This window comes from Pigmentiphaga humi (assembly GCF_900606115.1).
Lineage (GTDB): Bacteria > Pseudomonadota > Gammaproteobacteria > Burkholderiales > Burkholderiaceae_B > Pigmentiphaga > Pigmentiphaga humi.
The window spans coordinates 98,210-111,876 of record NZ_UWPJ01000014.1 but is presented as its reverse complement, the minus strand read 5'-3'; the positions used below and the strand labels follow the sequence as shown (position 1 = coordinate 111,876).

The 13,667-nt window shown below is 67.9% G+C and carries 12 protein-coding genes; 6 read left to right on the top strand and 6 right to left on the bottom strand.

Going from position 1 to position 13,667, the window contains the following annotated elements:
• Positions 1-7: 7 nt before the first annotated feature.
• The 4 genes from PIGHUM_RS07855 to PIGHUM_RS07840 form a co-directional block, all read right to left on the bottom strand.
• Positions 8-2,905, bottom strand: coding sequence for a ribonucleoside-diphosphate reductase subunit alpha (locus tag PIGHUM_RS07855; protein ID WP_124078910.1), 2,898 nt, complete (start codon positions 2,903-2,905; stop codon positions 8-10).
• A gap of 484 nt (positions 2,906-3,389) precedes the next feature.
• The gene (ampD, locus tag PIGHUM_RS07850; protein ID WP_124078908.1) at positions 3,390-4,043 is read right to left on the bottom strand and encodes a 1,6-anhydro-N-acetylmuramyl-L-alanine amidase AmpD; all 654 of its coding nucleotides are present in this window, start codon (positions 4,041-4,043) and stop codon (positions 3,390-3,392) included.
• Positions 4,040-4,285, bottom strand: coding sequence for a PP0621 family protein (locus tag PIGHUM_RS07845; protein WP_124078907.1), 246 nt, complete (start codon positions 4,283-4,285; stop codon positions 4,040-4,042). Before PIGHUM_RS07845 ends, ampD begins: the two co-directional genes overlap by 4 nt.
• A gap of 9 nt (positions 4,286-4,294) precedes the next feature.
• Positions 4,295-5,146, bottom strand: a complete 852-nt coding sequence (locus PIGHUM_RS07840) for a cytochrome C assembly family protein (protein WP_124078905.1) — start codon at positions 5,144-5,146, stop codon at positions 4,295-4,297.
• A gap of 24 nt (positions 5,147-5,170) precedes the next feature.
• Here PIGHUM_RS07840 and ffh point away from each other — a divergent pair, with 24 nt between their 5' ends.
• From ffh to PIGHUM_RS07815, 5 genes are all read left to right on the top strand, one after another.
• A complete protein-coding gene (ffh, locus tag PIGHUM_RS07835; RefSeq protein ID WP_124078903.1) occupies positions 5,171-6,589 on the top strand; it encodes a signal recognition particle protein in 1,419 nt (472 codons plus the stop codon).
• Positions 6,590-6,731: 142 nt separating this feature from the next.
• Positions 6,732-7,871 (top strand): MlaE family ABC transporter permease, encoded by a 1,140-nt coding sequence (locus tag PIGHUM_RS07830; protein WP_124078901.1) that lies wholly within the window; start codon positions 6,732-6,734, stop codon positions 7,869-7,871.
• Positions 7,865-8,662: an ABC transporter ATP-binding protein gene (locus PIGHUM_RS07825; RefSeq protein WP_124078899.1), complete on the top strand. Its 798-nt coding sequence runs from the start codon at positions 7,865-7,867 to the stop codon at positions 8,660-8,662. The genes PIGHUM_RS07830 and PIGHUM_RS07825 overlap by 7 nt, the downstream gene beginning before the upstream one ends.
• A 1-nt stretch (position 8,663) precedes the next feature.
• Positions 8,664-9,602: an MlaD family protein gene (locus PIGHUM_RS07820; protein ID WP_124078897.1), complete on the top strand. Its 939-nt coding sequence runs from the start codon at positions 8,664-8,666 to the stop codon at positions 9,600-9,602.
• On the top strand, positions 9,599-10,231 hold the full coding sequence (locus PIGHUM_RS07815; protein ID WP_124078895.1) for an ABC-type transport auxiliary lipoprotein family protein: 633 nt from the start codon (positions 9,599-9,601) through the stop codon (positions 10,229-10,231). Before PIGHUM_RS07820 ends, PIGHUM_RS07815 begins: the two co-directional genes overlap by 4 nt.
• A 1-nt stretch (position 10,232) precedes the next feature.
• On the opposite strand, the gene PIGHUM_RS07810 is transcribed toward PIGHUM_RS07815, so the two are convergent.
• Together PIGHUM_RS07810 and PIGHUM_RS07805 are read right to left on the bottom strand one after the other, a co-directional pair.
• Entirely contained in the window at positions 10,233-11,132 is a 900-nt protein-coding gene (locus PIGHUM_RS07810) for an SMP-30/gluconolactonase/LRE family protein (RefSeq protein WP_246013018.1), read from the bottom strand.
• Between the two features lie 123 nt (positions 11,133-11,255).
• Positions 11,256-12,998, bottom strand: a complete 1,743-nt coding sequence (locus PIGHUM_RS07805; RefSeq protein WP_124078893.1) for a proline--tRNA ligase — start codon at positions 12,996-12,998, stop codon at positions 11,256-11,258.
• Positions 12,999-13,081: 83 nt separating this feature from the next.
• Here PIGHUM_RS07805 and PIGHUM_RS07800 point away from each other — a divergent pair, with 83 nt between their 5' ends.
• Entirely contained in the window at positions 13,082-13,651 is a 570-nt protein-coding gene (locus tag PIGHUM_RS07800; protein ID WP_124078891.1) for an RNA pyrophosphohydrolase, read from the top strand.
• The last annotated feature ends 16 nt before the right edge of the window (positions 13,652-13,667 follow it).

Below are 13,667 nucleotides of genomic sequence, written 5' to 3'. Positions count from 1 at the left end.
GCGGGGATTATTGGCAGGCTTCGCACTCTTCGAAGCCGGGGTCGCCCGGCTTCATGGTGCATACCGCCCCGACGATTTCCGGTTCCGGCAGGTGGCTGCCTGCCGCGGAGCTTCCCGCATTGGACGAGCCCATCGACACGGCGTTCAATTCGCCGCCGCGTCCGGTGGACTTCTCGGCGCTGGTCGCACCCAGGGTGCGAAGGTAGTAGGTGGTCTTCAGGCCACGCTGCCAAGCCAGTTTGTACGTTTCATCCAGCTTCTTGCCCGACGCGCCCGCCATGTAGATGTTGAGCGATTGCGACTGGTCGATCCACTTCTGCCGGCGCGCGGCGCATTCGACGAGCCAGCGGGGCTCGACCTCGAAGGCCGTCGCATACAGCTTGCGCAGCTCGGCCGGGACCCGGTCGATCTTGGCGAGGCTGCCGTCGAAGTACTTCAGATCCGCGACCATCACTTCGTCCCACAGTCCGAGCTTCTTGAGATCGCGGACCAGGTAGTCGTTGACGATCGTGAATTCGCCGGAGAGGTTCGATTTGACGTACAAGTTCTGATAGGTCGGTTCAATGCACGCGGACACGCCAATGATATTGGAAATCGTTGCCGTCGGGGCAATGGCGATGCAATTGGAATTACGCATGCCGTGCTGTTTGATGCGCTCGCGCAACGAGCTCCAGTCCATGGCCGCGCTCTGGTCGACTTCGACGTAGCCGCCGCGCTCCTGGCGCAGCAGCTCGATGGAGTCCTGCGGCAGGATGCCGCGGTCCCACAGCGAATTTTCGAACGACGAATAGCGGCCGCGTTCTTCGGCCAGTTCGGTCGAGGCCAGGTAGGCGTAGTAGCACACCGCTTCCATCGATTGGTCGGCGAACACGACCGCGGCGTCGGAAGCGTAGGGCGTGCGCATGATGTGCAGCGCGTCCTGGAAGCCCATGATGCCCATGCCGACGGGGCGATGGCGCGAGTTGGAGTTCTTGGCCTTGTCGACGGCGTAGTAGTTGATGTCGATCACGTTGTCGAGCATGCGCATGGCAACGCCGATGGTCCGGCGCAGCTTGTCGTGATCGAGCGAGACCGAGCCGTCGTCGTTGGTCTTGAGGTGGGCGACGAGGTTGACCGAGCCCAGGTTGCAGACCGCGATTTCGGTGGCGTTGGTGTTCAGCGTGATCTCGGTGCACAGGTTGGAGCTGTGCACGACGCCGACATGCTGCTGCGGCGAGCGGATGTTGCACGGGTCCTTGAACGTGATCCACGGATGGCCGGTTTCGAACAGCATGGACAGCATCTTGCGCCACAGGTTGATGGCCGGGATCTTCTTGAAGAGCTTCAGTTCGCCGCTGGCGACCTGCGCTTCATAGCCGAGGTAGGCCTGCTCGAAGGCCTTGCCGACCTTGTCGTGGAGGTCCGGGCAGTCGGACGGCGAGAACAGCGTCCATTCGCCGTTCTCCATCACGCGCTTCATGAACAGGTCGGGAATCCAGTTCGCCGTGTTCATGTCGTGGGTGCGGCGGCGCTCGTCGCCGGTGTTCTTGCGCAGTTCGAGGAATTCCTCGATGTCCAGGTGCCAGGTCTCCAGGTAGGTGCAGACCGCGCCTTTGCGCTTGCCGCCCTGGTTGACCGCGACGGCGGTGTCGTTGACCACCTTGAGGAACGGCACCACGCCCTGGCTTTCGCCGTTGGTGCCCTTGATGTGGCTGCGCAGCGCGCGCACCGGGGTCCAGTCGTTGCCCAGTCCGCCGGCGTACTTGGCCAGCAGCGCGTTTTCCTTGATGGCGTCGTAGATGCCTTCCAGGCTGTCGTCCACCGTGGTCAGGTAGCACGACGACAGCTGCGAGTGCAGGGTGCCCGCGTTGAACAGCGTCGGCGTCGAGCTCATGAAGTCGAACGACGACAGGATGTTGTAGAACTCGATGGCGCGCGTCTCGCGCTCGGCTTCTTCGATGGCCAGGCCCATGGCCACGCGCATGAAGAAGGCCTGCGGCAGTTCGATGCGGGTGCCCTTGATGTGCAGGAAGTAGCGGTCGTACAGGGTCTGCAGGCCGAGGTAGCTGAATTGCAGGTCGCGGCTGTGGTCGAGCGCGGCGGCCAGGCGCGCCAGGTCGAAGCTCGCCAACTCGGGGTCGAGCAGGCCGCCTTCGATGCCGCGCGCGATGAACTGCGGGAAATACGTTGCGTAGTGAGTGGCCATGGCCGCTTGTTCTACCTCTTCGCCCAACACTTCCTTGCGGATGGTGTGCAGCAAGAGTCGTGCCGTGACCGTGCTGTAGGCCGGATCCTTCTCGAGCTGCGAGCGGGCGGCGAGGATGGCGGACTTGAAAATTTCGTCGGTGGAGACGCCGTCGTACAGGTTCTTGACGGTTTCCTTGAAAATGGTCTCGGCCGAGGCGAATTCTTCCAGGCCCGAGCACGCGGCGACGATGATGGCCTGCAGGTGCTGCGGGTCGAGCGGGATGCGCAGGCCGTTTTCGGTGGCGTGCAGGACGGGCTGGTTGGGCTCGGTATGCATCAGGGCGCGCTGCTGGGCGCGTTTCTCGCGGTAGAGCACGTAGGCGCGCGCGACGTCGTGCTCGCCGGAGCGCATCAGCGCCAGCTCGACCTGGTCCTGGATGTCTTCGATGTGCACGGTGCCGCCGGTGGGCTGGCGGCGCACCAGGGCGTGGACGACCTGTTTGGTCAGGCCTTCGACGAGCTCGCGCACGCGCGCGGAGGCTGCGCCCTGGCCGCCGTTGACGGCGAGGAAGGCCTTGGTCAGCGCGACCGAGATCTTGCCGGGTTCGAATCCGACCACGGCGCCATTGCGCCGGATGACCTTGTAGTCGGAGTACGAGGATGTTTCGGCTTCGGCGGCTGCGGGCTTGGAAGCGAGCGGCGCAGCTTGCGTTTGGGCCGGCGATGTCGAGAGTTGCATAAGGCCTCCTGGATGCATGAAGGCGCGGGATGGGGGCCGCGCCGATACTCGGGGTGTTCTGGGAGTTGAAGCAGGGTAAAAAATTCGGGACTGCAAGAGCGACAGCCGCGCCGGGCGCGGTTGGGGCTTAACGACGACAGGCGAGGCGGCTGGAACCGCGGCACGTCTGGGCTGGCGTGATGGAATAAGCCATGTTTTCCCCTTTTCTTGCGGCGCAGCCACTACATATAGTGGTGTTTGGCTGGCGCGGCACTAATTCTAGGGGGGGGAGCCATTGTACGGCAAGTGTCAAAATGTTGCTGGACGCGAGAGTCGGTCGCTCAGGCAGGCGTGTCGCGCTCTAAAGATTGGACAGCTAGAAAGCATGCGTGTTTCACGCCGGAATGATCGCGTAGCGCTCGTGAAAAGCGGGGTTTGCCTCGCGTGGAACAGCGCGCCAAGGCACAAGAGCCTCGGCGCCGCGAACCCAGGCCGGCACCGCGAACTACGGACACAGCGGATCCGGCTTCGCCGGTCCGCCAGTGCCGCCCCCCGGGGGTGGCGCGCGCAAGCGCATAGGGGGGGGGCCTTCCATCGCCCGCCCCCAGTCAAAAGAAGGACCGGGGTCCGTTTTCCGGCCGGGGGCGATGTGTTCATGGCCGCGGACGTGGCGCAGGGGATGGCGCTCGCACAGCAGGGCGGTGAGCCAGGCCAGGGAGGCGTACTGGGCGTCGGTGTAGGGCAGGGTGTCGGTACCTTCGAGTTCGATGCCCAGCGAAAAGTCGTTGCAGCGCTCGCGGCCTTCGAAGCTGGAGACGCCGGCGTGCCAGGCGCGGCGGTCGGTGCTGACGAACTGGGTGACGCGGCCGTGGCGGTCGATCAGAAAGTGGGCCGAGACGCGCAGGCCGCGCAGGCAGTCGAACCAGGGATGGGCGTCGCAGTCCAGGGTGTTGGTGAACAGGGCCTCGATGCAGGGGCCGCCGAATTCGCCGGGCGGCAGGCTGATGTTGTGGACGACCAGCAGCGAGGCGTCGGTGCCGGCCGGGCGCTCGTCGTGATTGGGCGAAGGCGCGATGCGCACGGCAGGGTGGACGATCCAGCCTGCCGCATCGATCCTGGCGGGTGCCTGCGGGTCTGGAGGCGCGGCCGGGCTGCTCATTTGCCCGGTCCTTTGAGCGAATGGGCCAGGCTGCAATAGTTGTAGCCTTTGCGCCGGACGGCTTCGGAGGAGGCCAGGTGGATGCCGCAATGCGCGCAGCGGACCATGCCGCCTTCGGGAAAGCGGGTGGCGTCTGCGCGTCGGCTGGCCTGGCGCTGGCCCTTGACGGCGCTGCGCGCGGCGATGCGCGCCACCAGCAGCGCGACGAGGATGACGACTAGCCAGAACAGGATCTTGCCCATGGTCGCGGGTCAGCGGTGCAGGATGAATTCGAGGACGAAGCGGGTGCCGGTGTAGGCCAGCAGCAGGAAGGCGAAGCCGGCCAGCGTCCAGCGCAGCGCGGTGCGGCCGCGCCAGCCGCGGACCTGGCGGCCGAGCAGCAGCAGGCCGAAGGTCAGCCACGACAGCAGCGTGAAGACGGTCTTGTGGTCGAAGGGCAGCGGCGTGCCGGACAGGGCTTCCGAGATGACGATGCCGGTCAGCACGGCCAGCGTCAGCAGCACGAAGCCTATCCATATCAGGCGGAACAACAGCCGTTCGAGCACCAGGACCGGCGGCACGGCGTCGAGCAGCCGCGCATAGACGCGCGCCGGGGGGCGGGCGGACGGCTGGGCGCTGGAGGAGAGGTCGTGCAGCCGCCGGTCGGCCGAGGCCATCAGCAGCGCGTGCAGCGCGGCGATGGTGATCATGCTGTAGGCGGCCAGCGCGATGGCCAGGTGGACGCGCAGCCAGCCGCTGTCGGCATGGGCGATGACGCGTCCTTCGGGAAACACCGCCTGCAGCGCGGTGGCGACGGCGCCCAGCGGCATCAGCCACAGCCGCAGCCCGTCTATGGCCACCCACAGGCTTTCGGCCCAGAATACGATCAGGCCCAGCCATAGCGCGGCCGAGATGCCCAGCGCGAAGCCGAGCCTGAGGTCGCCGTCGCCCAGCATGGCCTGGTGGACCGCCAGGCCGTGCAGAACCAGCACCAGCGTCAGTCCGGTGCGTTCGACGGCGCTCATCCGGGTTTCGGGGTGCGACGAGACGCCGCGCCAGGCCAGCGCCGTCAACAAGGCGTAACCGGCCGCGGCCAGTGCGTGCAATACAATTCCCATGTCCATATGGAAGTGTAAGCGATCCCATTCATGCTCGATAACCTCACTGCCCGCCTGTCCCGTGTCGTCAAGACCCTGAAGGGCGAAGCCCGCCTGACCGAGGCGAATACGCAGGAAATGCTGCGCGAAGTGCGCCTGGCGCTGCTCGAGGCGGACGTGGCGCTGCCGGTGGTGCGCGAGTTCGTCGCGCGCGTGAAGGAAAAGGCGCTGGGCGAGGACGTCGCCGGCAGCCTGACCCCGGGCCAGGCGCTGGTGGGGGTCGTGCACAAGGAGCTGACCACGCTGATGGGCGGCGACCTCGGCCCGAACGCGACCGAGCTGTCGCTGGCCCAGCAGCCGCCCGCCGTGATTCTGATGGCCGGCCTGCAGGGCTCGGGCAAGACCACCACCACCGGCAAGCTGGCGCGCTGGCTGGCAGAGGGCGGCCACGTCCAGAACGGCCGCAAGACCGGCAAGAAGAAGGTGCTGGTGGTCAGCGCCGACGTCTACCGCCCCGCGGCCATCGAACAGCTGAAGACGGTGGCCGCGCAGGCGGGCGTGGACTTCATGCCCTCGACCGCCGACCAGAAGCCCGAGGACATCGCCCGCAACGCGCTCGACCATGCCCGCCGCCACCACTACGACGTGCTGATCGTCGATACCGCCGGCCGCCTGGGCATAGACGAAGTGCTGATGAACGAGATCCGCGCGCTGCACGCCCTGCTCAATCCCATCGAGACGCTGTTCGTGGTCGATGCGATGCTGGGCCAGGACGCGGTCAACGTCGCCAAGGCCTTCAACGACGCGCTGCCGCTTACCGGCGTGGTGCTGACCAAGCTGGACGGCGATGCGCGCGGCGGCGCGGCGCTGTCGGTGCGCCAGATCACCGGCAAGCCGCTCAAGTTCGTCGGCGTGTCGGAAAAACTGGCCGGCCTGGAGCCTTTCCACCCCGAGCGCATGGCGCAGCGGGTGCTGGGCATGGGCGACATCCTGTCGCTGGTGGAAGAGGCGCAGCGCGCCATCGACGTGGACGAGGCGCAAAAGCTGGCGGCCAAGCTCAAGTCCGGCGACCGCTTCGACCTCAACGATTTCCGCTCCCAGATCGCGCAGATGAAGAATCTGGGCGACATGGGCTCGCTGCTGGAGAAGCTGCCGGCGCAGTTCTCCCAGGCGGCCTCGCAGATCGACGGCAAGCAGGCCAACAAGCAGGTCCGGCGCATGGAGGGCATCCTGAACGCCATGACCGAGCTGGAGCGGTCCAAGCCCGAATTGATCAAGGCCTCGCGCAAGCGCCGCATCGCCACCGGCGCCGGCGTGCAGGTGCAGGAGGTCAACCGCATGCTGGCCCAGTTCGAGCAGATGCAGGCCATGATGAAGCAGATGAAGAAGGGCGGCATGGCCAAGATGATGCGCGCGATGGGCGGCATGAAGGCGCTGCGCGGCATGAAGGGCTTGCCGGGGATGAAATAGGCCCACCCCCTACCCGCTTCGCGGGCCCCCTCAAGGGGGCGGCGCTGGCGGACCGGCGAAGCCGGATCCGCGGCGCCCTGGGTCCAACCCAACGTACTTTGCAGGAGCGAGTCGTGGCGTGCCTTTATAGGAGAGCTTGCGAGTGAGTGACCGTCCGCAGCCGGGCCGGCTGGTCTGGGAGACGTCGCCGCAGGACGGCCGTCTGGCCGCCGAGGGCGATTGGACGCTGGCCGGTTTCGAGGCGCTGCGGCGCGAGGCCGCGGGGGTGGCTGCGGCAGAAGTCGCGACGCTGGATGTGAGCCGCATCGGCGCGCTGGATACGGCCGGCGCGGCGCTGCTGGTCGATCTGGTCGGCGCGGAGCGCCTGCCGGCCCTGATCGAGGCGGGGCCGCCGCTCGCGCCGGCGCGCCGGGCGCTGCTCGATACCGTGATCCAGGCGGAAAACCAGGTCCAGCGCGCCGCGCCCGCCGCCGCGCGGCGGCCGGGGGCCGAGATGCTGGGCCGCATCGGCTGGGCCGCCGAGCAGATGTGGCGGCATGCGGTCGACCAGTGCGGCTTCATCGGGCTCACCCTGGAGCGTTTCGTCCGGGGGCTGGTGCGGCCCCGCAGCTGGCGCATCACCGCCACGGTGGCGCAGATCGAGCAGGTCGGGCTCGACGCCGTGCCCATCATCGCGCTGCTGACCTTCCTGGTCGGCGCGGTGGTGGCTTTCCTGGGCGCGACGGTATTGCAGGAGTTCGGCGCCGCGATCTACACCGTCAACCTGGTCGGCTTCGCCTTCCTGCGCGAGTTCGCGGTGCTGCTCACCGCCATCCTGATGGCGGGCCGCACCGCCAGCGCCTTCACGGCGCAGATCGGCTCCATGAAGGCCAACGAGGAAATCGACGCATTGCGCGCGCTCGGCCTGAATCCCATCGACATGCTGGTGCTGCCGCGCGTGCTGGCGATGATGGTCTCGCTGCCCATCCTGACGTTCATGTCCATGCTGACCGGCATCGCCGGGGGCATGCTGGTCTGCGCCTGGAGCCTGGAGATCCCGCCTTCGCTGTTCCTGTCCACGCTGCACGAGAGCCTGGGCGTGCGCCACTTCTACGTCGGCATGGCCAAGGCGCCGATCCTGGCCTTCGTCATCGCCGTCATTGGCTGCCTGGAAGGCTTCAAGGTCAGCGGCAGCGCGCAGTCGGTGGGCGAGCACACCACGTCCAGCGTGGTGCAGTCCATTTTCATGGTGATCCTGATCGATGCGCTGGCGGCGCTGTTCTGCATGGAGATGGGATGGTGAGCGCGGCGCCCGAGAACATCGTCCAGGTGCGCGGGCTGGTCAACCGTTTCGGCGCGCAGACCGTGCACGACGGCCTGGACCTGGACATCCGCCGCGGCGAGATCCTGGGCGTGGTCGGCGGCTCGGGCTCGGGCAAGTCGGTGCTGCTGCGCTCCATCGTCGGCCTGCGCCAGCCCACCGCCGGCTCGGTGAAGGTGTTCGGCGAGCCCCTGGCCGAGCTGCCGCCGGCGCGCCGCTCGGCGCTGGAGCGGCGCATGGGCGTGCTGTTCCAGCGCGGGGCGCTGTTCTCGTCCCTGACCGTGGCCGAGAATGTCGCGCTGCCGCTGGTCGAGCACGCCGGCCTGCCGCGCGTCGAGGCCGAACGGCTGGCGCGGCTCAAGATCGCGCTGGCGGGCCTGCCCGCCGAAGCGGGCGACAAGCTGCCGGCCTCGCTGTCGGGCGGCATGGTCAAGCGCGCCGCGCTGGCCCGCTCCCTGGCGCTCGATCCGGACCTGCTGTTCCTGGACGAACCCACGGCCGGGCTCGATCCGATCGGCGCGGCGGCTTTCGACCGCCTGATTCGCACCCTGCGCGATGCATTGGGACTGACCGTGTTCCTGGTCACGCACGACCTGGACACGCTTTACGCGATCTGCGATCGGGTGGCGGTGCTGGCCGGGCGCAAGGTGCTGGCGGTGGACCGGCTGGAAGTGGTGGAGCGGGTCGACGACCCATGGGTGCAGGAATATTTCCAGGGGCCGCGCGGGCGCGCGGCCGCGGGCGCGGCGCAGCGCACGGACAGGGAGGTTTGAGATGGAAACGCGGGCGCATCATGTGGTGATCGGGCTGTTCCTGGTCGTGTTCGTGGCCGGCGCGCTGCTGTTCGGGCTGTGGCTGGCCAAGAACCATACGGACGCGGGCGTGGCGCAGTTCGACGTCGAGTTCAACGAGGCGGTCAACGGCCTGTCCGAAGGCAGCGCCGTGATGTATAGCGGCATCAAGGTGGGCGACGTCGCCCGGCTGCGGCTGGATCCGGCCGATCCGCGCAAGGTGGTGGCGCGCATACGCATCGCCAGCAGCGTGCCGATCCGGCAGGACACCGTGGCGCGCCTGCGGCTGACGGGCGTGACCGGCACTTCGGTAATCCAGCTCAGCAGCGGCAGGCCCGACAGCCCCTTGCTCGTGGGCACCGGCGACCAGGCGCCGGTGATCGTCGCGACCCCGTCGCCGATCAGCCAGTTGCTGGCCGGCGGCGAAGACCTGATGCTGAACGTCAGCGAACTGGTCGCCAGCTCCCGGCGGATGATGTCGCCGCACAATGCCGAGCAATTGGGGCGCATCCTGGACAACCTGGAGAAGACTACCCAGGCCATGGCGGACGGACGCGACGACGTCGCCCGCCTGTCCGCGCAAGTGGCGGTGCTCGGGCAGCAGGCCGCCGAGGTGCTGTCGCGCACCAGTTCGCTGCTCGGCCGTACCGACGCCCTGGTCGCCGACCAGGGCCGGCAGACCCTGCAGGGCGCGCAGGCGGCGATGACTTCGCTGGCTCGCGCCGGCGACAGCATCGACCGGCTCGTGCAGGAAAACCGCGGCGCGCTCGGCAGCGGCGCCCAAGGCTTGAATGAACTGGGCGGCGCGCTGCGCGAACTGCGCACCACCCTGGCGTCGCTGCGCGCCGTCATGCGGCGCCTCGAGGACAACCCCGCCAATTACCTGCTGGGCCGCGAACAACCCAAGGAGTTCACGCCATGAAGACCCCGCGCGCGCGGCTTGCCGCCCTTTGCGCGGCGGCCGGCCTGCTGGCCGGCTGCTCGCTGCTGCCCGAACAGCAGACCGTGGAGATCTACCGCCTGCCGTCGGCCTTGAAGGCGCCGGCCGCTTCGTCGGCCGATGCGCAGGAGTGGTCGCTGCGCATCGATACGCCGCATGCCAGCCCCGTCCTGGAAGCGACCCGCATCGCCGTGCTGGCTTCGGGCGACCAGGTCAGCAGCTATGCCGGCGCGCGCTGGGCCGCGCCGCCGCCGGCCCTGGTGCGCGCCCGCCTGGCGCAGGCCTTCCGCGCAGACGGCCGGGCGGCGAGCGTCAGCACCGACGAAAGCAACATCCGCACAGACCTGGAGCTGGACAGCGACCTGCGCGCGTTCCAGAGCGAATACCGCAACGGCGCGCCCCATGCGGTGCTGGTACTCGACGCCCGGCTGGTGGCGGCGTCCACGCGCCGGGTCGTGGCCTCCCGCAGCTTCGAGGTGGCGCGTCCGGCCGAGGGCGTACAGGTGCAGCAAGTGGTGAGCGCCTTCGGCGCCGCCAGCGACGAACTGGCGGCCCAGGTCGTGCAGTGGGTGATGGACCTGCATCCGGCGCGGGCCTACGCGCGCCGCTGAATCATCCGGCGAAGCGGGCCTCGGGCAGCCCCTGGCAGCCCGTCCGCACGGCGAACAGTCCCCCCGCCAACGGTTCCCGCGCTATTTGCGCGGGGTCGAGGCGTTGGGAGTGGCTGGTCACGTACATGACGTCCAGGCCGGTTCCGCCGAACGCCGGGCAGGTGGGATTGGTGACCGGCAACTGGATGATGCGGTCCACGCGGCCGTCGGGGCGGTGGCGGACCAACTGGCCCGTGGCCACCATGGCGTTCCAGAGACAGCCGTCGGTATCGATGGCCGCGCCGTCCGGCTTCCCTTTCTGGTGGCTCCAGTCGTGGAAGACACGCCGGCGGGTGATCGCGCCATCGTCCAGGTCGAAATCGAACGCCCAGATGAGCTGGCGATGGGTATCGGCGAAATACATCGTCTTGTTGTCCGGGCTCCAGGCAATCGAGTTCGGCACCACGATTCCGTCCAGCATGGCGTGGCAGGCGAAGTCCGCATCCAGCCGGTACAGGGTGCCGCCGGGAATGCGGTCCGCGTCCACCATGCTGCCCACCCAGAACCGGCCGCGCCGATCGCACCGGCCGTCGTTCAGACGACTGCCGGTTTGCCCCGGTTCCGGATCGAACAGGGCGCGCGGCGCTTCCGGCTGCCCGGGATCGTACGTATAAAAACCGGTGTCGGTGGCCAATAGAAAACCGCCTTGCTCGCGCAAGGCCATGCTGCCGATGAGCATGTCGTTTCCCAGGCGGCGCGCCCGGTGCCTGCCGGTGGCCGGATCGTAGGATTGCAAGGCCGCGCGGCGCACGTCGACCCACCAGAGCAGCCGGCTGCGGCCGCACCACATGGGCGCTTCGCCCAGGATGTCGGCCCCCGCCACGGCACAGTCGAATGCGGCCAGGTCTGCCTCGTTCATCATCCGTCCTCCTCGCGTTGCTTGTCCGTCCTTCAAGGTAGATAGTAGGCCGGCGAGTGTGGACTGGGGGCAGACCGCGGCATGGCCGGCGTGCTGCCAGGCATGCCGGGCGCCCGGCGGCCGGACTCAGTTCGTTTGCGCCAGCCTGGCCAGCGTGGCCGGCAGCCCTTCGGCCACGGCGATCTTGGCGGCGGCCGCGTCGCCGCGGCCCTGCAGCTCGATCTGGCCTTCCTTCAGGCCGCGGTCGCCGACGGTCACGCGCACCGGCACGCCGATCAGTTCCCAGTCGGCGAACATCACGCCGGGGCGCTCGTCGCGGTCGTCCAGGATGGCATCCACGCCCGCTTCCTTCAGGCCCTCGTAGAGCCGGGTCGCGGCGTCGCGCACGGCCTCGCTCTTGCCCCAGCCCACCGGGCAGACCACCACTTCGAACGGCGCCAGCGCGCGCGGCCAGACGATGCCGCGGGCATCGTGGTGCTGCTCGATGGCCGCGCCCAGCAGGCGCGTCACGCCTATGCCGTAGCAGCCCATCTGCAGCATGGCCGGCTTGCCGGTCTCGTCCAGGTAGGTGGCCTTGAGCGCATTGGAGTACTTGGTGCCCAGGAAAAAGACGTGGCCGACCTCGATGCCGCGCTGGATGGCCAGCGCGCCGCTGCCGTCCGGAGCCGGATCGCCTTCGACCACGTTGCGGATGTCGGCCACGAGGTCGGGCTCGGGCAGGTCGCGGCCCCAGTTCACGCCGGCGTAGTGGTGGTCGGCCTGGTTGGCGCCGATGACGAAGTCGTGCAGCGCGGCCACGGTGCGGTCGGCCACGACGGTGACGGGCTTGGCGGTGCCCAGCGGGCCGATGAAGCCCGGCACGCAGCCGAAGTGCTCGACGATCTCGGCCTCGGTGGCGAAACGGTAGCCGTGCTCCAGCCCGGCCAGCTTGCCGGCCTTGACTTCGTTCAGCTCGTGGTCGGCGCGCACCAGCAGCAGCCAGATCTGCACCGGCTGGCCGGCTTCCTCGGGTTCGACCGCCAGCGCGATGGACTTGACGTGGCTGGTCAGCGGCAGTTCCAGCATCTCGGCCACCGCTTCGCACTTGGTGGCGCCGGGGGTATGGACCTGGCGCATGTCCTGGCCGGCGGCGGCGCGCTCGGCGATCAGGCAGGGCGCTTCGGCCAGCTCGATGTTGGCGGCGTACTGGGTGGCGGGGTTGTAGACGATCAGGTCTTCGCCGGTATCGGCGATGACCTGGAACTCATGGCTGCGCGAGCCGCCGATCGACCCGGTGTCGGCCGCCACGGCGCGGAAGGTCAGCCCCATGCGCGTGAAGATGCGCATGTAGGCGTCGTACATGACGTCGTAGCTCTTCTGCGCGCCGGCCTCGTCGCGGTCGAAGGAGTAGGCGTCCTTCATCGTGAACTCGCGGCCGCGCATCACGCCGAAGCGCGGCCGGCGCTCGTCGCGGAACTTGGTCTGGATGTGATAGAAGTTCTTGGGAAGCTGGCGCCAGCTGTGGATCTCGTTGCGGGCGATGTCGGTGATGACTTCTTCCGAGGTGGGCTGGAGCACGAAATCACGGCCGTGGCGGTCTTTCATGCGCAGCAGCTCGGGGCCGTACTGCTCCCAGCGGCCCGACTCCATCCAGAGCTCGGCCGGCTGCACCACCGGCATCAGCAGTTCGAGCGCGCCCGCGCGGTTCATCTCTTCGCGGATGATGGCCTCGACCTTGCGGATGACGCGCAGGCCGATGGGCATGTAGTTGTAGATGCCGCCGGCCAGCTTGCGGATCATGCCCGCGCGGGTCATGAGTTGGTGGCTGACGATTTCGGCGTCGGAAGGCGCTTCCTTGAGCGTGCCGATATGGAACTGCGATGCGCGCATTGCGTGGCTCACGTGGTTGGTACGAGGTCGGCCCCCCTGGGCCTATAATCGACTCAATTGTATGAGAATCGCTGGGGTGGCTCATGCTGGATCGTGAAGGTTACCGTCCCAACGTCGGCATCGTCCTCGTCAACCAGAAGAACGAGGTCTTCTGGGGCAAGCGCGTCAACGAACATTCTTGGCAGTTTCCGCAAGGAGGCATCAAGCACGGGGAAAGCCCGGTGCAGGCCATGTTTCGCGAGCTCCATGAAGAAGTAGGTCTTCGGCCCGAGCACGTCCGTATCCTGGGCAGAACACGCGACTGGTTGCGTTACAACGTGCCCGATCACTTCGTCAGGCGGGAATGGCGGGGGCACTACAAAGGACAGAAGCAGATCTGGTTCCTGCTTCGGATGGTCGGGCGCGATAGCGACGTCTGCCTGCGCGCCTCGTCGCATCCGGAGTTCGACGCATGGCGCTGGAGTTCCTATTGGGTGCCGCTCGAATCGGTCATCGAATTCAAGCGCGACGTCTACACGTCGGCGCTCAACGAGCTGTCGGTGGTGCTGTTTCGCCGCAGCCACGAGACGCGCTACCTGCGCCAGCACGTCGGCTCGCATCGGCGCGAGGGCGGCGAAGGGCGGCTGAAGGAGTGCCCGCCCCTGCGCGGCTAGCGCCGCGCTCCTCGAG